At 52.6% G+C, this 22,361-nt stretch carries 20 protein-coding genes and 1 tRNA gene; 19 read left to right on the forward strand and 2 right to left on the reverse strand.

The window, feature by feature from the left end:
* Positions 1–142 precede the first annotated feature (142 nt).
* Positions 143–1,453, forward strand: coding sequence for an RNA polymerase sigma factor RpoD (rpoD, locus tag K6V98_RS06290; RefSeq protein ID WP_371734533.1), 1,311 nt, complete (start codon positions 143–145; stop codon positions 1,451–1,453).
* A gap of 221 nt (positions 1,454–1,674) precedes the next feature.
* On the opposite strand, the gene K6V98_RS06295 is transcribed toward rpoD, so the two are convergent.
* Positions 1,675–1,749, reverse strand: a tRNA-Asn gene (locus tag K6V98_RS06295).
* Positions 1,750–2,223: 474 nt separating this feature from the next.
* Between K6V98_RS06295 and pyrR the strand changes: the two genes are divergently transcribed.
* From pyrR to holA, 13 genes are all read left to right on the forward strand, one after another.
* Positions 2,224–2,808, forward strand: coding sequence for a bifunctional pyr operon transcriptional regulator/uracil phosphoribosyltransferase PyrR (gene pyrR, locus K6V98_RS06300; RefSeq protein ID WP_222199676.1), 585 nt, complete (start codon positions 2,224–2,226; stop codon positions 2,806–2,808).
* 4 nt (positions 2,809–2,812) lie between these two features.
* Positions 2,813–3,757, forward strand: a complete 945-nt coding sequence (locus K6V98_RS06305) for an aspartate carbamoyltransferase catalytic subunit (RefSeq protein ID WP_222199677.1) — start codon at positions 2,813–2,815, stop codon at positions 3,755–3,757.
* Entirely contained in the window at positions 3,741–5,033 is a 1,293-nt protein-coding gene (locus tag K6V98_RS06310) for a dihydroorotase (RefSeq protein ID WP_222199678.1), read from the forward strand. Before K6V98_RS06305 ends, K6V98_RS06310 begins: the two co-directional genes overlap by 17 nt.
* 96 nt (positions 5,034–5,129) lie before the next feature.
* Positions 5,130–5,936, forward strand: coding sequence for a dihydroorotate dehydrogenase electron transfer subunit (locus K6V98_RS06315; protein WP_222199679.1), 807 nt, complete (start codon positions 5,130–5,132; stop codon positions 5,934–5,936).
* A gap of 11 nt (positions 5,937–5,947) precedes the next feature.
* A complete protein-coding gene (locus tag K6V98_RS06320; RefSeq protein WP_222199815.1) occupies positions 5,948–6,856 on the forward strand; it encodes a dihydroorotate dehydrogenase in 909 nt (302 codons plus the stop codon).
* Positions 6,850–7,569, forward strand: a complete 720-nt coding sequence (gene pyrF / locus K6V98_RS06325) for an orotidine-5'-phosphate decarboxylase (RefSeq protein ID WP_222199680.1) — start codon at positions 6,850–6,852, stop codon at positions 7,567–7,569. Before K6V98_RS06320 ends, pyrF begins: the two co-directional genes overlap by 7 nt.
* Positions 7,570–7,784: 215 nt before the next feature.
* Positions 7,785–8,093 carry an integration host factor, actinobacterial type gene (gene mihF / locus K6V98_RS06330; RefSeq protein WP_222199681.1) on the forward strand — a complete coding sequence of 103 codons (309 nt, stop codon included), beginning with the start codon at positions 7,785–7,787 and terminating at the stop codon, positions 8,091–8,093.
* Complete coding sequence (gene gmk / locus K6V98_RS06335; protein WP_222199682.1) at positions 8,094–8,663, forward strand: guanylate kinase; 570 nt, start codon at positions 8,094–8,096, stop codon at positions 8,661–8,663.
* Positions 8,664–8,667: 4 nt separating this feature from the next.
* Positions 8,668–8,952 carry a DNA-directed RNA polymerase subunit omega gene (locus K6V98_RS06340; protein ID WP_222199683.1) on the forward strand — a complete coding sequence of 95 codons (285 nt, stop codon included), beginning with the start codon at positions 8,668–8,670 and terminating at the stop codon, positions 8,950–8,952.
* An 8-nt stretch (positions 8,953–8,960) separates the two neighbouring features.
* Entirely contained in the window at positions 8,961–10,157 is a 1,197-nt protein-coding gene (gene thiI, locus K6V98_RS06345; RefSeq protein ID WP_222199684.1) for a tRNA uracil 4-sulfurtransferase ThiI, read from the forward strand.
* Positions 10,158–10,409: 252 nt separating this feature from the next.
* Entirely contained in the window at positions 10,410–11,117 is a 708-nt protein-coding gene (locus K6V98_RS06350; RefSeq protein WP_222199685.1) for a ComEA family DNA-binding protein, read from the forward strand.
* Entirely contained in the window at positions 11,114–13,732 is a 2,619-nt protein-coding gene (locus K6V98_RS06355; protein WP_222199686.1) for a DNA internalization-related competence protein ComEC/Rec2, read from the forward strand. Before K6V98_RS06350 ends, K6V98_RS06355 begins: the two co-directional genes overlap by 4 nt.
* Positions 13,729–14,706, forward strand: coding sequence for a DNA polymerase III subunit delta (holA, locus tag K6V98_RS06360; RefSeq protein WP_222199687.1), 978 nt, complete (start codon positions 13,729–13,731; stop codon positions 14,704–14,706). The genes K6V98_RS06355 and holA overlap by 4 nt, the downstream gene beginning before the upstream one ends.
* A 143-nt stretch (positions 14,707–14,849) precedes the next feature.
* On the opposite strand, the gene rpsT is transcribed toward holA, so the two are convergent.
* Entirely contained in the window at positions 14,850–15,110 is a 261-nt protein-coding gene (gene rpsT, locus K6V98_RS06365) for a 30S ribosomal protein S20 (RefSeq protein WP_222199688.1), read from the reverse strand.
* Positions 15,111–15,302: 192 nt separating this feature from the next.
* On the opposite strand from rpsT, the gene lepA reads away from it, so the two are divergent.
* From lepA to dnaJ, 5 genes are all read left to right on the forward strand, one after another.
* Positions 15,303–17,111 carry a translation elongation factor 4 gene (lepA, locus tag K6V98_RS06370; protein ID WP_222199816.1) on the forward strand — a complete coding sequence of 603 codons (1,809 nt, stop codon included), beginning with the start codon at positions 15,303–15,305 and terminating at the stop codon, positions 17,109–17,111.
* 3 nt (positions 17,112–17,114) lie between these two features.
* Positions 17,115–18,119 carry a tRNA dihydrouridine synthase gene (locus K6V98_RS06375; protein WP_371734534.1) on the forward strand — a complete coding sequence of 335 codons (1,005 nt, stop codon included), beginning with the start codon at positions 17,115–17,117 and terminating at the stop codon, positions 18,117–18,119.
* Positions 18,116–19,354, forward strand: a complete 1,239-nt coding sequence (locus tag K6V98_RS06380) for a coproporphyrinogen-III oxidase family protein (protein WP_222199689.1) — start codon at positions 18,116–18,118, stop codon at positions 19,352–19,354. Before K6V98_RS06375 ends, K6V98_RS06380 begins: the two co-directional genes overlap by 4 nt.
* A gap of 686 nt (positions 19,355–20,040) precedes the next feature.
* The gene (locus K6V98_RS06385) at positions 20,041–21,114 is read left to right on the forward strand and encodes a DnaJ domain-containing protein (protein ID WP_222199818.1); all 1,074 of its coding nucleotides are present in this window, start codon (positions 20,041–20,043) and stop codon (positions 21,112–21,114) included.
* A gap of 99 nt (positions 21,115–21,213) precedes the next feature.
* Positions 21,214–22,353, forward strand: a complete 1,140-nt coding sequence (gene dnaJ / locus K6V98_RS06390) for a molecular chaperone DnaJ (RefSeq protein ID WP_222199690.1) — start codon at positions 21,214–21,216, stop codon at positions 22,351–22,353.
* Positions 22,354–22,361: the final 8 nt, after the last annotated feature.

Below are 22,361 nucleotides of genomic sequence, written 5' to 3' on the forward strand. Positions count from 1 at the left end.
GGTCATTCGTGAGAATCGGCAAGACCCAGTAAGATCGAGCGCCGATATGGAAAATACCCATCGTGTGCATACCGTGAGTACTTGCAGGGTAGAGGATGAACGATTACAGTGGGAGGTCTCTGTGACCGTGAGGGGAGAATCCGTGCCAAAAAAAACCGTGAGCTCAGGAGCCGAACTTGATTCTCGCATTGCCAAGCTCATGCAGCGAGGAGCTGAGGACGGTACCGTCACCGAGGACGATATCCAGATCGCCCTCAGAAGTATTGAGGTGACTGACGAGCAGCTCGCCGGTGTGTATAAGGCGTTTCGCACCAATGGAATCGAGATCGTTTCTGCTGGAGAAGATGAGACTCGCGATGAGGACGATGTAGATCTCGACGATGACGATGAGTCCAGCGAAGATCATGACATCAAGGTTGCCAAGATGGCAGATGCTGAGATGTCCGCAGAAAAGCCCAAGAAAAAGCCTCGCCAACGTACCACGCGTTCTCGTGCCCGCACGCGCGGTATCGACGCTTCAACGGTTATGTTGACCGGAGATCCGGTTCGCATGTATTTGAAAGAGATCGGCAAGGTCGATCTTTTGAATGCTGCCGAAGAGGTAGACCTTGCGATGAAGATAGAGGCAGGTCTTGAGGCAGCAGATAAGCTCGAAGCAGCAGATGAGGGTGAGCTTAAGCTGACCCGCGCCGAGATGCGCCGTTTGAGCCGTGTGGAGCAGGTAGGGCTTGATGCGAAGCAGGCGCTCATCAGCGCTAATTTACGTCTCGTTGTTTCAATTGCTAAGCGCTATGTTGGTCGCGGTATGCTTTTCTTGGATCTTATCCAGGAGGGCAACTTAGGCCTTATTCGTGCGGTTGAAAAGTTTGATTACGAGAAAGGCTTTAAGTTCTCCACCTATGCAACTTGGTGGATTCGCCAGGCCATTACCCGCGCTATTGCCGATCAGGCTCGTACCATTCGTATTCCTGTACACATGGTAGAGACCATCAATAAACTCGTTCGTATTCAGCGCCAGCTCCTCCAGGATCTCGGCCGCGATCCAACTCCTGAAGAGATCGGCGCTGAGATGGATATGAGCGCCGAGCGCGTTCGTGAGATTCAAAAGATCAGCCAGGAGCCGGTAAGTCTTGAGACGCCCATTGGCGAAGAGGAAGACTCGCAGTTGGGCGACTTCATTGAAGATGTGCAGGCGGTGGTTCCACCTGAGGCTGCAAGTTTTTCAATGCTGCAAGAGCAGCTGTGCCAAGTGCTCGACGGCTTGGCTGACCGTGAGCGGAAGGTCATCGAGCTTCGCTTTGGCTTAGCAGATGGTCACCCACGTACCCTAGAAGAGGTTGGTCGCGAGTTTGGCGTGACGCGTGAGCGTATTCGTCAGATCGAATCAAAGACCTTAGCAAAGCTCCGCCATCCGAGCCGCTCGAGTAAGCTGAAAGACTATATTGAAGGCTAGCGCGTAGCTGTGTACATCTGAGTGTATGTAAAGCCGATGAGCTGCGTTTCTCATGACGTAACTCATCGGCTTCTGCTTGTAAGACAGAGGGCTCATGTGGACATTATTTTGAGCTTGAAAGTTCTTTTACCAGATGATGTCTTTGTGCAGCGCAGGTTGGTCTGGAAGGAGTGAAAGCAAAAACCCGAACCCACCGGAGATGGATTCGGGCTCATATAAGCTGGCTCCCCGGGTAGGGCTCGAACCTACAACAGCGCGGTTAACAGCCGCGTGCTCTACCATTGAGCTACCGAGGAATCGGGCTGCAATCACGCAGCGAAGATTAGTATACGCATCTTCCAAAAGACCGCAAGCCCTAATTTGCAATCATCCAAATCTTCGCTCGCGCTCACACCCTTCGTTTATTCCCAACCTTATCGCAATACGTTCTACTCACTCGGAAACTTTACGAGCGTAAAGACAGGGATAGGCCTGTCTGTTGTGTGAGCGCATACGAAGAGAAAACGGCGCGCTCCTCTCTGCACCAGGAAGCTTCACTCACCGATAGGTGCACAAGCTCAACGGAAAAATTTTTCTCGCTTTGCGCATAGGTACAAACGGATCTTTCGTGCTACAATCGCTTCGACCTTTAAGCGTCGGTACGAGATACCCGCAAGGCACCTATAGCAGCTGCGCGCTGCCTCCCTCGCGATGTCTCGCCTGCGCAAGCGGTCGGGCATTATTTTTTGATTCGGTTCAAGCTTGCCGGATCAGGAGAGGGAAGGAGTTCGATGGGAACCACCGCACCCAAGGCAATCGTCATGGATGACGTTGCTATTTCGCGGGCGCTTACGCGCATTGCCCACGAGATTATCGAGCGCAATGAAGGCCTCGATGATCTGGCGATTGTAGGCATCGTTACCAGAGGCGATATCTTAGCTCACCGCCTTGCCGAGCGCTTGAAAGAGATTGAAGGCATTGAGGTGCCGCTCGGTAGCCTTGATATCAGCTTTTATAGAGATGACTATCACACCCATATTGCTCCTGAGGTGCATGCTACCCATATTCCTTGGGATATTGACCAAAAGCGCATCGTGCTCGTAGACGATGTCTTGTTCACCGGAAGAACCATCCGTGCTGCCTTGGATGCCATTATTGATCTGGGTCGCCCACGTGCAATTGAGTTGGCCGTACTGGTAGACCGTGGCCATCGAGAGCTTCCGATCTGCCCTGATTTTGTGGGCAAAAACGTCCCATCATCGCGTAGTGAGAATGTCCGCCTCTATATGGAAGAGGTAGACGGACGCACAGCAGTTGAGATCTCCGAGGTGTTACCTGGAGCTCGCATTGGCTCAGCACCGCTGGGAGGGGAGTAGGTCTATGGCTTTTCATCATAAGCATCTGATCGATATCACGGAGTACAGCGATACCGATCTGATGACGATACTCGATACAGCTCGTGCGTTTAGCCAGGTCAATGAGAGGGCTATCAAAAAAGTTCCCACCTTGCGCGGTAAAACCATCGTCAATATGTTCAACGAGCCTTCTACGCGCACACGAAGCTCATTTGAGCTTGCAGAAAAACGCCTCTCTGCCGATACGATGAATTTTGGCGGTAGCTCTACGAGTACCGTGAAGGGCGAGAGCCTGATCGATACCGTGAAAACCCTCGATGCTTATAAGATTGACTGCATTGTTGTTCGTGATAAGCATGCCGGAGCCCCTCATATTGTGTCTCAGGCAAGCCCTGCTTCGGTCATCGATGCCGGAGATGGTAAGCACCAGCACCCCACTCAGGCTCTTTTGGATCTCTACTCCATTCGTGAGCATAAAAAGAGCTTCGAGGGACTGCGCGTGGGCATTGTAGGCGACATTGGGCATTCCCGCGTGTGTGGCTCTTTGGTTCCTGCATTAAAGATCATGGGTGCTGAGGTTGTTTTGGTAGGCCCCGGCACCTTGATGCCGGCTTGTCCTGAAGCGTTAGGCGCAGATCAGATTGCCTATGATCTTGATGCGATTCTACCAGACCTCGATGTGGTCTATATGCTCCGCGTTCAGCTTGAGCGCATTGAGGGTGCACCCTTTCCTAGTGTCCGTGAGTACCATCGTCTCTTCGGTTTGACAAAAAATCGTGAGCGTCTCATGCGTCCTGATGCCATTATTTGCCATCCTGGCCCGATTAATCGCGGCGTTGAATTTGATAGCTATATGGCTGATCATCCTGATCGCTCGGTCATCCTCGAACAGGTCTATGCCGGTATCTGTGTACGTATGGCTGCATTATATCTACTCCTTGGAGGTGCTGATAATGGGCTTTCTGCTTAAAGGTGCCCATGTCGTGGATCCCGCTTTAGGCATCGATGACGTGTTAGATGTTCGTATTGAGAACGATCGCATTGTTGAGGTCGGCTCTGAGCTTGCTGCAAGCGATGGAGCAGAGCTCCTCGATTTTTCAGGAAAATACTTGGTACCAGGTTTGGTGGACATGCATGTGCACCTCAGAGATCCCGGGCAAGAGTATAAGGAAGATATTGAATCGGGCACTCGTGCTGCTGCAAAAGGTGGCTTTACTGGGGTGTGCTCTATGCCCAATACCGATCCTGTCACCGATACGGGCTCGGTCGTAAGCTATATCTTGGCTCGTGCTGCTGAGGTTGGGCATTGTCGTGTCTATCCATCGGGCGCTATGACACACGGGCTTGGTGGCGAGGCGCTCTCAGAGATGGGTGACATGGTTGAGCGCGGGGTTGTTGCCTTTACCGACGATGGTCGAGGAATTCAGGGCGCTGGCATGGTTCGTACCTGTATGGACTATGGCAAGATGTTCGACAAAGTTTTTATGAGCCACTGCCAAGATGAGAGTCTGGTGGGTGCTGGTCAAATCAACGAAGGTCCTGTTTCTACCAAACTAGGACTTGCTCCATGGCCAGCCGAGGGCGAAGAGATCCAGATTGCCCGCGATATTGATATGGCGCGCTTAACTGGAGCCAAACTCCATATTCAGCATATTACGACTGAGCGCGGATTAAACCTGGTTCGTGCAGCGAAGCAAGAAGGCTTGCCGGTTACCTGTGAGGTGACCCCCCATCACCTCTTGCTATGTGATGAAGACATTGATAGAACCTACGATACGAATCTCAAAGTCAATCCACCCTTGCGCACCAAGGCTGACCTTGCTGCGCTGCGTGCTGGCTTGGTTGACGGAACGGTCGATGCGCTGGTAACAGATCATGCACCTCACGCTGCCTGGGAAAAAGCTCGTGAGTTCGCCCTGGCACCGTTTGGAATGACCGGGATTGAAACGTCGCTCGCACTCATGCTTACGCACTTTGTGAAGCCTGGGATCATTGGTTTCGATCGGTTAGTTGAGCTGATGTCAATTGTGCCACGTCGAATTTTGGGCATTAAGCAGGTGCAGATCGCACCTGGATCCCTTGCAGATATTACGGTCTTTGACCCTACTGTAGTGTGGACAGTTGGAGCGGATGGCTACGAGTCTAAATCTTCTAACTGCGCATTTCATGGACGTGAGCTGACTGGTCGTGCTACCGATGTCTTTGTTGGTGGAGCGATGAGCTTGCGTGAGGGGTCGATCGTCTAAGGGCACCTTCACATCCTTAGAGTACCATGTGAGCTAGAAAGAGCTCGGCCGTCGCCGTCGGTCGAGCTTGCTCATCCACGAGAGAAGGAGGGACGGATGCCCACACCCTCGCCGGCACGGGTTCATGAATTCACCGTCGTCACAAACAAAGCTGTAGGCGAGAATATTTTCTCATTAACTATCAAAGCACCACGTCTGGCAGCGATGCTGCACCCAGGCCAGTTTATGAATCTCCAGGTGCCTGGCAATGCCATGTCACTGTTGCGGATTCCCTTGAGCTATGCCGCTGCAGATCCTGAGGCAGGGACCGTTGAGCTTTGGTATGCCGTGGTAGGAGAGGGTACCCAGCGGCTCTCTGAGATGCGCCCCCATGCTACCTCTTCCATCTTGGGTCCGGGTGGCCATGGATGGTCGGTTCCAGAGGATGCGAATGCATGCCCGCGAGCACTCTTGGTAGGCGGCGGTATCGGTATTCCTCCGATCGTGTGCTTAGCGCGTGCCTTGTCTGAGCGCGGTATTAGCTTTGACGTTTGCCTTGGTGCTACCACTGCTTCAAAGCTCGTTGGCGCAGCTGAGATAGAAGCTCTCAGCGGTTGTGGTGAGCTGCATCTTTGCACTGATGACGGATCCTTAGGTTCTCGAGCATTTTGTACTGATCCAGCAGCCTTGTTGCTCTCTGGTAAGCGGTATGCCTATGTAGCCACGTGTGGGCCGAGCCCCATGATGCAAAAGGTTGCTGAGGCATCTGAGCGTGCGGGCGTGTACTGCGAGGCCTCCCTTGAGCGGATGATGAGCTGTGGTTTTGGTGCTTGCGCAACCTGTGCTGTTGAGACCTCAGATGGTATGAAGGGTGCCTGTATGGCAGGGCCGGTATTTGATGCGAGCAAGGTGGTGTCCTGGTGAGCGCGATCAAGATGGCCGTCAATTTTGGCGGCGTAGCAATGAAAAATCCCGTGAATACGGCAAGTGGAACCTTTGGGTTTGGCTGGCAGTTTGCTGATCTGATGGATGTCTCCGCGCTCGGCGCGATTACCACCAAGGGCTGCGCTGCCACGCCGTGGCCGGGAAATCCTGCCCCACGAATGACCGAGGTGCGCGGCGGCATGATGAACTCCGTCGGTCTTCAAAATCCCGGTGTCGAAGGGTTTGCAGCAGAGGCAGGTCCTTGGCTGAAAGAGTTGGCCGATACGGGCACCCGTGTCATCTGCCAAGTGGCGGGTCATTCCACAGAAGAATATGTACGTGCTCTTGAGCTTTTTGTTGAGTTGTGCCCCTGGGCATCAGGATTTGAGATTAATGTGAGCTGTCCTAATCTTGCAGCAGGAGGTGTGGCGTGCGGATCCACACCTGAGGGCGCAGCTGAGGTTATGCGAGCTTGTCGTGCCGTTACTGAGCGGCCACTTTTTGTAAAGATGGCACCGGTGCGCGTTCCTGAGATTGCTCGCGTGCTTGAAGCTGAGGGTGCCAATGGTCTGACCCTCATCAATTCAATCTCTGGTATGGCTATTGATGTAGAGACACGTCGTTCAAAGATCAGTCGGCCAACAGGTGGCTTGTCTGGTCCTTTGTGCCATCCCATTGCGGTTCGTATGGTTTGGGAGGCGGCACGCGCTGTTTCAATTCCCATCTGCGGGGTGGGCGGCATTATGACCGGAGAAGATGCTGCTGAGTTTATTCTTGCTGGTGCAACCTGTGTTTCGGTTGGAATGGCAAATCTCATTGAGCCTGATGCTGCAACCCGTATTCTTTCTGAGCTTGAAGCGTGGGCGCGTCGTCAAGGTGTGTCTGACATCACCGAGTTGGTTGGAGCACTCGAATGCTAGAGGGAAGCGTACGCGATCAGATCATTGTTGCTCTTGACTGCGACCATGAGCGGGCGCTGAGCCTGGGTCAGATGTTGGCGGGCAAGGTCGGCTGGGTAAAAGTTGGCATGACGCTTTTTTATTCAGCAGGGCCTGCCATCGTTTCTCAGTTCAAAGACTTAGGCCTGAAGGTCTTTGTAGATCTGAAAATCCATGATATTCCTCATCAGGTTGAAGGTGCCGTGCGCGCCGCAGCTCTAACCGGCGCAGATCTTATGACTGTGCATGGGCTCGGCGGCTCCTCGATGCTGAAAGCTGCACGTAGAGGTGTCGAAGCTGCTGGAACTGATACGCGCCTCATTGCAGTAACGATTCTTACCAGTATGGATGAGACGGCTCTTCGCGAGATCGGGGTTGATACACCGCTTGCTCACGAGGTGGATTGCCTCGCTCGCCTCGCGCATGACTCAGAGATGGATGGCGTTGTGTGCTCACCGCAAGAAGCAGCGCGCATGCGATCACTCCTTGGTGCTCATGCGTGGGTGGTAACGCCTGGAGTGCGGCCTCAAGGGGCGTCTGCGGGCGATCAGAGCCGGATTGCAACACCGGCTCAAGCGGTGGCTTTAGGTGCGAGCCATATTGTGGTTGGTCGTCCAATCGTTCAAGCAGACGATCCCGTATGTGCCCTAGAAGGTATTGTTCGCGAGCTTTCATCCAGCTCAGAAGCGGTATAATGGATTTTGAAGTGTATCCGATTAGCCCTGTTTTTCTCGGGTATTTATCGGGTTCGTTCTATGGAATTGCTTCGTCTGGACGACAAATCCCCTGCAAAGGTTGAACTTTGCCCAGGGTTCGTCTACTCTAGGTGGGCGTTACTGGTTCAGGTGCCAATCTAGCTGGCATTTCCTAACCCTCAACGTTCGTTGGCCATTTGACATTGGAGGTACCCATGGCTCTTCCCCAGCTCACCGACGAGCAGCGCAAGGCTGCCCTTGAGAAGGCTGCTGCCGCCCGCCACGCTCGTGCAGAGCTTCGCGAGAAGATCAAGAAGGGTGAGATCTCCCTCGAGTCCGTCCTGAACTCGGATGATCCCATCGCGTCCCGTATGAAGGTTTCTACCCTCATCGAGTCGCTGCCCGGTTACGGCAAAGCCAAGGCTGCCAAGATCATGGATGAGCTTGGCATCTCTGCTACCCGCCGTGTTCAGGGTCTCGGCGTTCGCCAGCGCGAGCAGCTGCTCCAGCAGCTCACCAAATAAGTGAGTTCTCGCGCGTCAAAGCTCTTCGTCATTTCAGGGCCGTCAGGCACAGGTAAGGGAACGCTCGTTGCATCTGCACGGAAGCGTCTGCCACATCTGGGTCTGACGGTTTCCGCTACCACGCGGAGCCCTCGAACTGGCGAGTCGGATGGTAAGAATTATTACTTCTTATCTGAAGAAGAGTTCTCTCATCGAGTTGAGTCTGGAGCTTTTCTTGAGTGGGCGTATGTGCATGGGAATCGCTACGGAACACTGATCTCTGAGGTTGAAGCAAAGCTTGCTCGTGGTCATTCACTGATTTTGGAGATTGATGTTCAAGGGGCGCTTGCGGTTAAAGAGCGCTTTCCGGATGCGGTTCTTGTCTTTATTGAGCCTCCGTCGCTTGAGGTCTTACGTGAGCGGCTTTCAGGTCGCGGTACGGAAGCTGCACCTGAGCTGGAGCAGAGGCTATCCGACGCGAAGCATGAGCTTGAGCTTGCATGCCACTATGACGCACGTATTGTGAACGATGATCTATCCCGCGCAACAGATGAGCTGGTAGAGCTTATCGGCGTATACGAAAGGCAATAAACACATGTCTGTTGTTAAGCCAGCCATTGATGGACTGCTCGATCGAACCGAGAACAATCGGTTTTTGCTTGCCGCTCTTGCAAGCAAGCGCGCCTGTGATATCAACAGCATGCTGCGCGATCAGCATAGTCGTGTCTTAGCTGTTCAAGATATTGATGACATTACGGTCGCTCTTTCTGGAAAAGACACCATCTCCATGGCCATGGATGAGATCGCCTCGGGCGATATCTCGTATGACCGTGAGATCTTTGATGCAGCCTTGAGCGGCCGCTCTTCCTCTGAGGCGTAAGGCCACCTGTGAGAGATCGAGTCTGCCTCGTTCATTATCACGAGATTGGGCTAAAAGGAAAAAATCGTAATCGCTTCGAGCGTATCCTCATGGATAACTTGAAGGCGGCTCTTGCTGCCTTTTCGCTTGAGGCTATTGAGCGTATCTCTGGGCATATCTTGCTTTCATTTACAGATGAGTCAGAGCCGGAGGCTGCGTTACCTATTATCGCAAAGGTTCCCGGTGTTGCTCGAGTCTCTCTTGCGTTTCGCTGTGAGCGCTCGCATGAAGCCTATGCCGCAGCGGCGATTGAGGCTTTGCAAGAGTTCGGTGCCTTTACGAGCTTCAAGGTGAGCGCGAAGCGCTCAAACACCGATTACGCGATTCCCTCGATTGACATGAATCGCCAGGTGGGAGAGGTACTTTGTAATGCCTTTCCCAACAAGCTGGTAAAGATGCACAAGCCCGATGCCACGGTGCATGTTCATGTCGTGCAGGGCAAGGCCTTTGTATACGCAAAAAGCGAGCGCGGCGTTGGTGGTTTGCCACAGGGCAGCGCTGGCAAGGTTGTAACCCTCTTATCTTCTGGAATTGATTCTCCGGTTGCAACCTGGATGATGGCTCGGCGTGGTGCGATTCCTGTTCCCGTTCATTTTTCTGGACGGCCGCAGACTTCAGATGAAAGTGAATACCTTGTGCGCGATATCGTAGAAGCGCTTGCGCCTGCGATTCAGATTGGTCGCGTGTATGTCATCCCCTTTGGAGATGCTCAGCGTGAGATCTCCCTTGTGTGTCCAGGGTCTTTACGGGTCATTATGTATCGCCGAATCATGTATGCAGTTGCTGAGCGTATTGCTCGCCTTGAAGGCGCGCGTGCCCTTGTTACCGGCGAGAGTTTGGGACAAGTTGCTTCTCAGACGCTTGAAAATATTGCAGCTGTTGATGAAATGGCCTCAATCCCGGTGCTGAGACCCCTGATTGGTTCTGATAAGCAAGAAATTATTGATCGGGCGCATCAGATCGGTACCTACGAGCTTTCATGTCAAACTGCTCCTGATTGCTGCACCCTGTTCATGCCGCGACGCCCAGAAACTCATGCACGCCTGCAAGCTGTTCATGAGGCCTGGAATCAATTTGATCATGAGGCCATGATTGAAGACCTGGTTGCTCGAGCTGAGCATAGTGACTTTTTTGCACCGGTCTATCGGCCACCTCGCGAAGCCTAATCTTTTCTACTCAAGCTCTTTGCTCAGCATAATTTGAATGCTGATCTCTTGCGAGGCGCTCGTTTGGGGCGTGATGCCGTTTGCTGCCTGTAGTTGCGCTCAGAGTTTCATATCACTTCAGCTCCCATGAGGCTTGCCTCATGAGGGAGTGGAGCAATCTGTGAGATGCTCGTAAGAGTGGTTGGCACTTTTTTATTTTGAATATGAGTTCGGTTCTCCTTCATGCAAGGATGGCATGAAGGAGGGATATGTATGCAGGTACCCGGGCTTCAAAGCAAACTCACTCGGCGTATTCGTCTTTGGATACGCAAGCATCTTCCACTGTCCATCATGCTCGCCGTAGGCCTGCTGCTTGCCTTGGGCTTCGGTATTGGATCTGCGCTCAACGGGTCTGGCCGCAGCTTGGTCATAGAGCGCAACCGAGATGAGGAGGCGGGCAGCTCTTCTGAGCGAGCAAGCGGGCGAGAGGGGAGTGGGCAGGGTCAGAAGCAGACAGATGATTCTCAATCTCAGCCTTTGCTACTGGTAGACATCGGTGGTGCGGTCATGAATCCAGGCTTGGTGCGGATTGCTGCAGGCTCGAGAGTTGCTGCTGCTATTGATGCAGCGGGAGGCCTTGTAGAGGACGCAGATATCGATGCAATTAATCAGGCAGCACCGGTTGCTGATGGGCAAAAAATCATCATTCCAAAAGTAGGAGAAATACCTCCTGAGGCGTCTCAAGATCAGGGGGCCCAGACACGATCCTCGGCTTCGCAGCAAGGATCTGATCTCATCAACATTAACTCAGCTGATGCATCGGAGCTTGAGACCTTGCCTGGTATCGGGCCTGCTACTGCAGCAGCAATTGTTGACGACCGCAATCAGCGAGGGCCATTTGCCACGATTGAAGACATTATGCGGGTGAGCGGCATTGGTCAAAAGCGGTTCGAAAAGCTGAAAGCAAGGATTATTGCATGAGTGCGCGTGAGGATTTGACGCTGCCGCCGAAGCCTTATCTACCGCTGAGCTTGGCTGGAAGTATTTCTGCCATGCTTTGTGCTGCTTTTTTTACTGAAGCTGCTTGGAGAGATGTTGTTGAGCAGAAGGCTTGCAATCCACTCCCAGTAGCGTTGACAGGTATGGCCTGTCTTTTAGGGATAGGCTTACTGTTTGCTCTCGTTTACGTGAAAAGAAGAACTCCTCAACACATATCTCCGCCCCAAAGTGCTCACGCAGGCCCTGATTGCCCTCAGCTGAGCAGGAGTGCAGAAGCGGTACATGAGGCGGCAACAGTGGTGCCGGATGCCTTGCATTGCCAGCGGCCACGAGCTGGTTGTGTATGGATACGTCTTTGTTACTGGATGCTTGCAGGCGCTGCTATCGCATCGGTTTCCTCAGCACTGTGGATGCATCACACGGCACAAGCCTTGGATGAACTTGAACACCTGTCAGCCTCAGAGCTGACGTTTATAACCGAGGGAGATCCCCAGCCATCTTCTCGAGGCATGCGTATGCGAGCTCGAATAATGTACAACGAACAAGAGATCGGTGCCGCTGTTTTACTGCATGATGCAGCGGTTGAGGCAGGATCTACCATACAGGGAACGGGAAGGTTGAAAAGGCTCGAGGATACTCCCTGGGCTCGATCGCGCTTCATGCGCGGTGAGCTTGTGGTGGTTGACTTGATAGCACCTCACGTGCGTACCACATCTCATCTGAGCCTTATATCTAAAGCGCGCACGCGGATGCTTGAAGTGATCCAGCCAGATCGCTCACAGGGGAGAGCCCTTCTTGCAGCAGTAATCTGCGGAAGAACGACTGAGCGTGCCCAGACAGATCTTGGCCGCAATCTTGCTGATGCAGGCCTGGCACATCTTGCCGCAGTATCCGGAAGCCATCTCGCTATTATCGCCACGCTCACCAGTGGCTTTATAACTCGGCTATCTCATCGCAGGTGGCTCCGCGCTCTTCTTTTGATCCTCCTGCTTTTAATCTATGCTTCTATGACGGGATCAGCTCCATCTGCTATGAGATCACTGGCGATGGTTGGAGCAGCTTCACTAGCAAGCCTCGGGGGTCGGCGCTCTCATACGCTGTCAGGTCTTGCCCTCGCAAGCCTCGTATTGATTGGCTTGCATCCGGCTACCGTGCATGACCTTGCCTTTCAGCTCTCAGTTGCAAGTGTATTGGGAATTGCGCTGGGCTATTCGTATCTCGCGTATATGCTCGAATCAATTCGAATTCCTCGCTTCCTCGCGCGCTCACTTGCGTGCTCGCTTGCGGCACTCATCGCATCTGCTCCCATAGCTATTCCCGCCTTTGGGCGCATTTCACTCATTTCTCCGCTTGCAAATCTTATCGCAGCTCCTTTGATGGCTGTGATGCTGGGTCTTGGTATGGTATTCATTCCACTTGCTGCAGCCATCGCGCCACTGTGCTCTCTGGTGGAAATTCCCGCTGCCCTTGCCAATGGATTAGCAGTGCTTGCATCTGTGCTTGCAAGCCTGCCCTTTGCCTCGATTGGGCTTAAACTGAATGCGAGCATCATGGTCGTGACCTTTGGTCTCTTGGCTCTTGCTTGGTGGCAATGGAGGGCACGCCCGCGCATGTTTGCATATGTGAGCATAGCGATCCTTGTGGTCTTGCCTCTCTGCATCCTTGTGCACCAACGATTTTTTGCACCTGCTTCAGTCGTGGTGCTTGATGTAGGCCAAGGAGATGCGATTCTTGTTCGTGATGGATCGGTTGCCATCTTAGTTGATGCAGGAGTTGATCAGGCCTGTGCTCGCGCTCTTGCCCGCCAAGGAGTCCTGCATCTCGATGCTGTCTTTATTACGCATTGGGATAAGGATCATTGGGGCGGGTTGCCAGAGCTTTTACGTGGCGTGGTGGTTGACCGGGTAGTCGTGCCCAAAGGAGCAGCTGAGCTTGCTCCCCAAGAGTTAGTTGAGCGCCTACCCTGTAGCATCGAAGAGGTGAGTCTTGATGACCGCATTCATGTAGGAAGCTTTGTATGTAGGGTTGTGTGGCCGCGCGAACGTGTGCAACGAGCTGGCAATGATGAATCGCTGTGCTTAGATGTTACGTATGAGAACGATGAAACCTCCCTCCGAGTCTTACTCACGGGCGATGTTGAGCTGGAGCAAGAACGAGTCTTTTCAGAAGATATTGGAGATATTGATGTGCTAAAGGTCGGTCATCACGGATCGAAGGCCTCACTTGATCTGGACCTCTTAGAAGAGCTTACATGTGAGGTTGCAGTTGCGAGTGCGGGGGCGAAGAATCGCTATGGCCATCCCAGTCAAGCGTGCCAAGACGCAGTTGAAGCGTATGGAGCTTTATTTTTCTGTACGATTGATTCAGGGGATATTGAACTGTTTCCTGGGGCGGCTGGTGTGCGGGTACGTACGAGTCGAGGTGATCTGACGAGCTTGGTGCGGTACCATACAAGACACGTACAGCCATCAGCTCATGCACGTCTTACAGGGAAGGCACGACCTACACCAATGCTTATTGCTCAAATGACACGCTGCCGGATTTCTCCTCATCAAAATGTGCGACTCCGTGGTTTTGTAGGAGTTGATCATCTATGAGCGCATCAGCAAAACAACTACTCCCGGTGTATTTGGCCTTGGGTCCAGATGAGCCAAAGCGCGATCGCGTGCTCAGTAAAATGCGTGAGCGTTTAGCTCAAACGGGCATGGCTGATTTCAATATTGATGAGCGGGATATGCAAAAAGATCAAGCCGTTGATGATCTCATTTCTTCGCTGAATACCCTGCCGATGGGCGCAGCCTTTCGGCTCGTGATCCTCACGGGTTGTGATCGTCTCACAAAGGCCGTGAGCGAACCGATTGTTTCCTATCTTCATGACCCTTCACCAACGACCGTTTTGCTCCTCACTGCCGATAAGCTGGCAAAAAACACCCGCCTGTATAAGGCGATTGCTGCGGCGGGAAAAGATGCGATTATTGACTGCTCGCAAAAGAGTGCTCGAGAGCTACCGACCTATCTGGTACGTATGGCTCAGGGCATGGGTCATAGGTTAAGCCTTCCTGCCGCAGAAGCCTTGATTGATCGTGCCGGAGATAATATGCGTCTTTTGCGCAACGAAATCAGCCGGCTTGCCGCACAACTACAAGGTCGTCCGATTGAGCTTGAAGATGTGGAGCGCTTGGTTGTGCGGACTGCTGAGGCGAAGCCGTGGGCTTTGTTAGACGCTGTAGCTGCTCGTGATCTGCCTCGCGCACTCGAGATGCTCGCACTTCAGCCTGAGCGATCAGAGATTCGCATCTATGCTTTGGTTGTGGGTCGAATCCGCGAGCTCTTAGTTGCTCAAGCGCTTGATGCTCGTGGGCAGGGGCGTTCTTTGGCTCAAGCTTTGAAGGTGCAGGAGTGGCAGGTGAGAAATCATCTCCGCTGGGCAAGAGCATATACCACAGACGAGCTGATCGCTGCCTTGGACGCTGCTGCAGAATTGGAGCAAGCACTGAAAGGATCGCGGGACTCTCAGGTAGCTTTGCGCCTTTGGATCTCTCAGACCATCTTGGGCATGCATCGCTCGTGAGCGGGATCGCGAGTGCTAGCACGAGTAGCTACGAAAAAGGGCTCCGATGGAGCCCTTCATATACTCAATTGAACGCTTGAGATAAGCGATTTTCACGACTGTTCACGCGAGCCATGGTATGGCATAGGCATGAGATGCGTACCTTAGAGGGAGTTAACCAGCTTCTGAACGCCGCTCTTGCGGTTCGCAGCCTGGTTCTTGTGGATGACGCCCTTAGCAACAGCCTTGTCCAGTGCACGATAGGTGCGCGTGGCAGCAGCAGCGGCCTGCTCCTGATTACCCGCCTCAACGGCTGCACGGACGTGCTTTACCAGCGTCTTGAGCTCGGAGCGAATGGCCTTATTGCGGACGCGGGCCACCTCACTCGTGCGGATGCGCTTCTTCTGGGACTTGATGTTAGCCACTTTCTTAGCTTCCTTTCGCGATCAGTATCCGTTTGAACTCCGGACTCGAGACACGGTTCCGTTGAACAACCGGGGATTGTACCATGCTTTGCGCTGCTCGCAAGCGGAGGCACTGTGGATTCAGCATGGGTACCATGAAGTGTGCACGATGCATACGCACACATTCGATTCAGATTCGCTATTATTACTTCTATGACTACTTTTGATACTTCACACATTCGGAACTTTTCCATCGTCGCTCATATCGACCATGGCAAGTCCACCATTTCGGATCGTATCCTCTCGCTCACCCGTACGGTGGAGGAGCGCGATATGGCCTCTCAGCTGCTCGATACTATGGATATCGAGCGTGAGCGGGGGATTACGATTAAATCAAATGCCGTCCGCGTTATGTATGATGCAGACGATGGTGAGACCTATCAGTTCAACCTGATAGATACACCTGGCCATGTTGACTTTACCTACGAGGTTTCACGCTCGCTTGCAGCGTGCGAGGGCGCGGTGCTTGTGGTTGATGCGACGCAAGGCGTTGAGGCACAAACGGTCTCGAATGCTAACCTCGCTATGAATGCCAATCTCGATATTGTTCCAGCAATCAATAAGATCGATCTACCCAGCGCTCACCCCGATGAGGTTCGCGCTGAAATCGAAGATGAGTTGGCAATTCCTGCTGATGACGCGGTATGTGTCTCTGGTAAAACCGGTGAGGGCATCCACGATTTGCTTGAGGCGATTGTGGTGTTGGTTTCTCCGCCAACAGGAGATATAAACGCACCGCTTAAAGCACTCATTCTCGATTCGTATTTTGATGAGTATCGCGGTGTTGTTGCGATGGTGCGCATCTTTGATGGATCAATCACCAAGGGCGATGAGCTCCATATGATGCAGGCCAATTACGATTTTTTGGTAGACGGAGTTGGTGTCAAACGCCCTGCTGAGACCCCTGTTGATGAGCTGAGTGTGGGCGAAGTTGGTTTTGTAGTGACCGGTCTCAAGGATCCTGAGGCGGTGCGCGTAGGAGATACGCTCACAGGCGCATCCCGTCGCTGTCCGGCTCCCTTGCCGGGCTATCGAGAGGCAAAGCCCATGGTATATACCGGGCTTTTCCCTATCGACAATAAAGACTACGAGAATCTTCGCGATGCCCTCGATAAACTCCACGTGAACGACCCGTCTCTTGTTTGGACACCTGAAACCTCAGCAGCCTTGGGCTTTGGCTTCCGTGTTGGCTTTTTGGGTCTATTGCACATGGAGGTCGTGAAGGAGCGTCTTGAGCGTGAATTCGATTTAGGTCTTATCGCTACCAGCCCCAGTGTTGACTATCATGTTTTTAAAACTGATGGAGACATGATTGCGGTTCGGAGTCCTCAAGATCTTCCTGAGCCGGTGAATATTGAGCACATTGAAGAGCCGTTCTTAAGGGCTTCCATTATTTGTCCGCCTGAGTTTACTGGTGCCGTGATGCAGCTCGCTATTGAGCATCGAGGCATTACCACCGATATGGTTCATCTGACTGAGCGCTCAGTTGAGATGCATTTTGATATTCCCTTAGCTGAGCTCATTTTGGACTTCTTTGATCAGCTCAAGAGCCGCACGAAAGGCTATGCATCTCTAGACTATGAGTTCTCGGGTTATCGTGAGGCAGATCTTGTTCGCCTCGATATTTTGCTCGCAGGAGATGAGGTTGACGCGCTTTCCTTTATTGTCCACCGTGATAAAGCTTATGCGCTTGCGCGTGGCCTCTGCGATCGCTTAAAAGAGATCATTCCACGCCAGCTCTTTGAGGTACCTATTCAAGGAGCGATTGGTAACAAGATTATTGCTCGAAGCACCGTGAAGGCTCGACGTAAAGACGTGCTTGCTAAGTGCTACGGTGGCGATATTTCCCGTAAGCGCAAGCTCTTGGAAAAGCAAAAAGAGGGCAAGCGTCGTATGAAGGCGATTGGCTCGGTTGAGGTGCCCCAAGAGGCCTTCTTAGCAATTTTGAAGGTAGATGACTAAGCGGTGGCAGATGCCTCCCGCGCTCTGGTAGAGCGTCTCAGCCAAAATTCTTTTATGCTCGCACCTATGGCTGGTGTGACCGATGCTGCCTATCGAATTATCTCTAGAAGACATGGCGCTGAGCTGGCCTATTCAGAAATGGTTTCGGTGGCAGGTCTTGCGTATGCCAGCGAGAAAACCTGGGAACTTGTGGTGCCCGCAGATGAAGAACCCGATATTGCCGTTCAGCTTTTTGGTGCAAAGCCTGAGCAATTCGGCCCAGCTGTTGTAGCAATCCAAGAGCGTCTTGGATCCAAACTTGCTCTGATCGATATCAATATGGCCTGCCCCGCCCGCAAGGTTCTCACCAAGGGGGAGGGGGCGGCTCTGATGGATGACCCTGTGCGAGCGGCAAAGATCGCTGCTGCCTGTGTGCGTGAGGCTCAAGTTCCCATTACGGTCAAGATGCGTCGTTCGCGCTTGGCGGGGTCTGTTACCGCGCCCGATCTTGCTCAGCGTCTCGAGCAAGAGGGTGTGGCTGCAGTTGCTGTGCATGGGCGAAGTGCTACCCAGCTCTATACTGGCCAAGCTGATTGGTCTGTTATTGATGCGGTAGCCGAGCGTGTAGCGATTCCGGTTATTGGTACCGGAGATGTATTGAGTGCTGCCGCTGCAGTTGACATGCTTACAACAACGGCGGCGTCGGCTGTGTTTATTGCACGAGGCAGTTATGGCAATCCATGGATTTTTGAGGATGCACGGGCGCTTCTTGCAGGGCAGCAGGTACGCGAACACAAGACCGTAGATGAGCGGCTCAATGCTTTAGAGGACCATCTCAATCTTTTACATGATTTGGGTGGCCATATGAGGAAGGCACGCAGCTTTTGCGCTTGGTATCTCAAAGGTATGCCTCATGCTGCCGAATGGCGGGCTCGTTCCGTCCAATGTGAGACCTTTGAAGATTTCATACGTCTCGTTCAAGCGGTGCGCTATGCAGCCAAAACCTATGCACATGACATGACCGTATGATATCTCTTAGCTTCACCGCACTTACCTCAGTCTATCTGCACATTCCTTTTTGCGCTGCACGTTGCAGATATTGTGACTTTGCCACAGAAGCTTGTGGCTCAGATCTGAGCCTGCCGCACGCTTATGCTCAAAGCCTCACACGGCTCGTGAGAGAAGCTGCAGATCTTGGAATTATTGGTCAGGTGCGTACTGCCTATATTGGAGGAGGTACCCCAAGCCTGCTTGGGAACGACAGGCTCGCCGATCTCGTAGCAGCGCTTGCTTCACTTGCAGCTTATGACCAGTTTGAGTTGAGCTTTGAGGCTAATCCAGAATCGGTTGATGAGTATTTGCTCGGTGCTGCGCATGGTGCAGGAGCAACCAGGGTATCTATTGGCGTGCAGTCGCTTGAGCCTGCCGCACTTTTAGCGCTTGGTCGCATTCATACTGCCGAGCGAGCACGCCAAGCCATACGCCTAGCTGTTCAATCAGGCCTTTTGGTATCAGTCGACCTCATGTGTGGGGTTCCCACCGCAACTGAGGCAGGACTTGTTTTAGGGATCCAAGAGGTGATTGCTGCAGGGGTGGGACATATAAGCTGCTATCCGCTCATGATTGAGGAAGGAACGGAGCTCGAGCGTCTCTGTGAGCGCGGGATCATGCCCTGGCCTGATGATGACAGTGAGGCTCGTGGCATGCAGCTTGCAGCTAAAACTCTTACCGATTCGGGTTTTGCTCGATATGAGGTTGCAAGCTATGCCAAAGACGACCAGCTTTGCAAGCATAACTGTGTGTACTGGACTGGAAAGCCCTATCTGGGGCTGGGAAGTGCTGCAGCAAGTATGCTTGATCGAGCGACCTATGAGGGTTTGCGCGTTCATATCCCAGGGCTGCCGACCGCTCCCGCTTCGGCCCAGCGCTTCCGCCTTGCCTGCACCAGTTCACCGCGTGAGATTATTGCAGCGCATTCCTTGTCTGATCTGAGGTTTAGTGTGGAGATGCTGGCTGCGCGTGAGGCTCTGGCAGAAGATCTGATGCTTGGCCTTCGTATGACTCGAGGAATTTCTGCTGAGCGCATACGCCGGGCTCAAACGGTGATTCCGAAAGCTCTGCTTGAATGTGCCTGTACCAAAGCGATAGAGCGTGGGCTTGCCCGATCTTGCTCAACGGGCGGCCTCATCCCAACTGAGCAAGGGTGGTTGTTGGGAAACGAGCTCTATGGGCTTTTTTGGGATCTAGCGCACGATGATGAATAGAAAACTATAGTTCCGAGGTTAGCGCAACATGTTGCGATAAGTTTTAGAAAGCTTAAGAAGCGCTGCGATAAGGTTGGGAATTAACGAAGATTAAGTTGCTGCAGAAAAACGGAGTTAAGTATTAGCATTGTTCATTAAATAGATTATTTTCTTTAAAAAAGGAGAGGGGTAATTATGGGTCATAAATGATTACTGCTAGCCTCATATATCTTTAAACTCGGTGCTTTTATTTCCGTTGCGACTGGTGTTTATTTCTTGCAGGCTGACAACGTAGTTCTCTGGCGTATCGCATTATCTATTTTTGCTTTTTTCGAATTAATCGCTCTTTTAATCGATGGTTTTAGCATTGCTAAAGTAGGTATTGGCAAAAGGAGCTAGAGAAATATTTAATTTGGCGATATCAAGCAAAGCTGTTAGGAGGGTTGGATTATATAAAATAGTTATCTACTGCATGGAGTCGAAATGTCAAATCTGAATACGATCAGTCGTCGTAGGGCTATTTCATTTCTACTTGGTGCAGGGCTCTCAGTCTTTTCACTGAGAGTGTGGGGCGATACTGTTTCCGATTACGCTTTTTACGAAATAATTTGTGGATTGCAAGATCGATTTGTAATTAATAAATATAAGAATAGTATTTCCCGTACGTATTCAACTTGAAGGTGAGGTCAGCCGAGCTCGTGGCCGGTATGAATGAAAAAGACTATTACGCTTTGTTGGGCGTGCCCCACGATGCAGATAAGCGGGCAATTCAGAAGGCGTTTCAGGCAAAGGCTCGCACCCTTCATCCTGATGTCAACCATGCTCCTGATGCTGAGGAGCGATTTAAAGAAGTCTCTGAGGCCTACGCTGTCTTATCTGATGATGCGAAGCGTGCTCGTTATGATGCTATGCGTTCAGGCTCGCCCTTTGTGGGAACTCCCGGCCGTGCTTCTCAAGGTTTTGGTGGAGGAGACGGGTTTGGTGGCTTTCCATTCGGAATGCCCTTTGATATGTCGGGCTTTTCTCAGCCACGTGCTGTCTATAGCCCCCGTGCTGGTGCAGATATAGTGATTGAGCTCGATCTGTCTCCTGCCGAAGCGCGCGCAGGAGTTCGTCGCGGGCTTACGTATCAAAAATATGAGTCCTGTGAGGTCTGTGGCGGCTCAGGCTCCACCTCATCTGAGCATGCACATCCTTGTCCTACCTGTTCTGGAACTGGTTCTATTTCTGTTGATCTTTCATTTTTGTTTGGCGGGGGAGCCGCTCAGATGCGCTGCCCGGAATGTGGCGGCTCTGGGCGTGTTATCCAAGAGCCCTGCTCGGCATGTGCCGGTACCGGTCGGCATGCGGTTACGTCTGAGCTGGTTGTTGAGTTTGCTGCTGACACCCACGATGGTGATGTCATTCGTCGGCGTGGTGAGGGGCATGCAGGAACCAATGGGGCGGCACCCGGAGATCTTATCGTTCGTGCCCGTGTTGCTGCTGAGCGCCTTGAAGGCAGAGCGCTCAGGGGCTTTAGTTTGACCGGTATCGCATTGCCGTTCTTAGGACTTGGATTAATTCCTGGCATGGCTCCCATATTGGTGATGATGAGCCTGATTCCTTTGATTGCAGGTATTGCAGGAATCTTGAGCGCCGAGCCCTTTCGTCGTCCCTTGCTCTGGTGGCGGCGCGGTGCAAAGACGCTGTTGCAAGGTGCGGCCAATAGCCTTATGTGGGCTTTCATCTTAGCTACGCTCTCTACGTGCATGCATCCGGGCGTCAATCGTTTTGGCTCGTAGGCAATCAACAAGGTAATAAGTTGGGTATACAAGCTTTTGTGAGCATACTGCCTGCTGTTTTTTCTACATGAGTTCTGCAGGATGAAAAGGAGCGCCGCTGTGTCGCAGACAAGGGATTATTACGAGGTATTAGGTGTTGATCGCGAGGCTGATCAGCGAACGATCAAACGAGCCTTTCTGCGCCGTGCTCGTGAAGTTCATCCAGATGTGAATCAGGCTGCCGATGCCGAAGAGCGATTTAAAGAAGTGAACGAAGCATATTCGGTTCTTTCTGATGAGCAAAAACGTGCTCGGTATGACCGGTATGGTTCGGTTGATGGCTCGGGCATGGGTTCTGGCTATGTAGATATCTCCGATATCTTTGGTGGTATGGGGATGGACGATATCTTCTCTTCCTTTTTTGGAGGTGGAGCGCAGACCAGATCCGCGCGTCGTACTCACGGGCGTGATATGGCCGTCTCGCTTACGGTTAGTCTCGAAGAGGCGGCAGCTGGTACAACAAAGACGGTCATCTATGATCGCTTGGCTCCTTGTGAGGCGTGTGAGGGGAGCGGAAAGCCGGAAGGAGCAGAGGAGCGGCCGTGTCCTACCTGTCATGGTTCAGGCTTTGTTACCACGGCACAGCGTTCAATCTTTGGCACGGTGCAATCAAGCGCTCCCTGCCCTGATTGTGACGGTTCAGGCTCGGTGATCGATACTCCCTGTGAAGAATGCTCTGGCCAAGGTTGGGTACCTACGCACGAGAGGATTGAGGTTAAGATTCCTGCCGGCATCTCTACGGGTCGTCAACTTAGAGTACAGGGTGGTGGAGAGGCAGGATATCGCGGGGCTCCTGCTGGTGATCTGCTGGTAACCATTGAGGTGGCTGAGCACGAGCGCTTCCAGCGCCACCACGACGATTTGATCTTTGATCTTACGATTTCAATGGCAGATGCTGCGCTCGGTCATACGGTTACCATCGATGGCATCTTGGAAGGCGAGTGCATTGAGTTTGATATTGCTCCAGGTACGCAGGTGGGAGATACCGTCATTCGTGACGGCTATGGCATGCCCCGTTTAGGTGGAGGCGGCTCTCGCGGTCGGTTGATCGCACGTATTTTTGTAGAGATTCCCCGTAAGCTTTCTGCAGATGCTCGTCGTCTCTTAGAAGAGTTTCAAGTGGCAATGGGCGAGCACGATGCTCATAAGCCTACGGTCGGGGAGCGTATTCGCCACGCCATTGATGACATGATTGAGTAGAGTCTATG

This window comes from Collinsella ureilytica (assembly GCF_019795105.1).
In the GTDB taxonomy this organism is placed as follows: Bacteria; Actinomycetota; Coriobacteriia; order Coriobacteriales; family Coriobacteriaceae; genus Collinsella; species Collinsella ureilytica.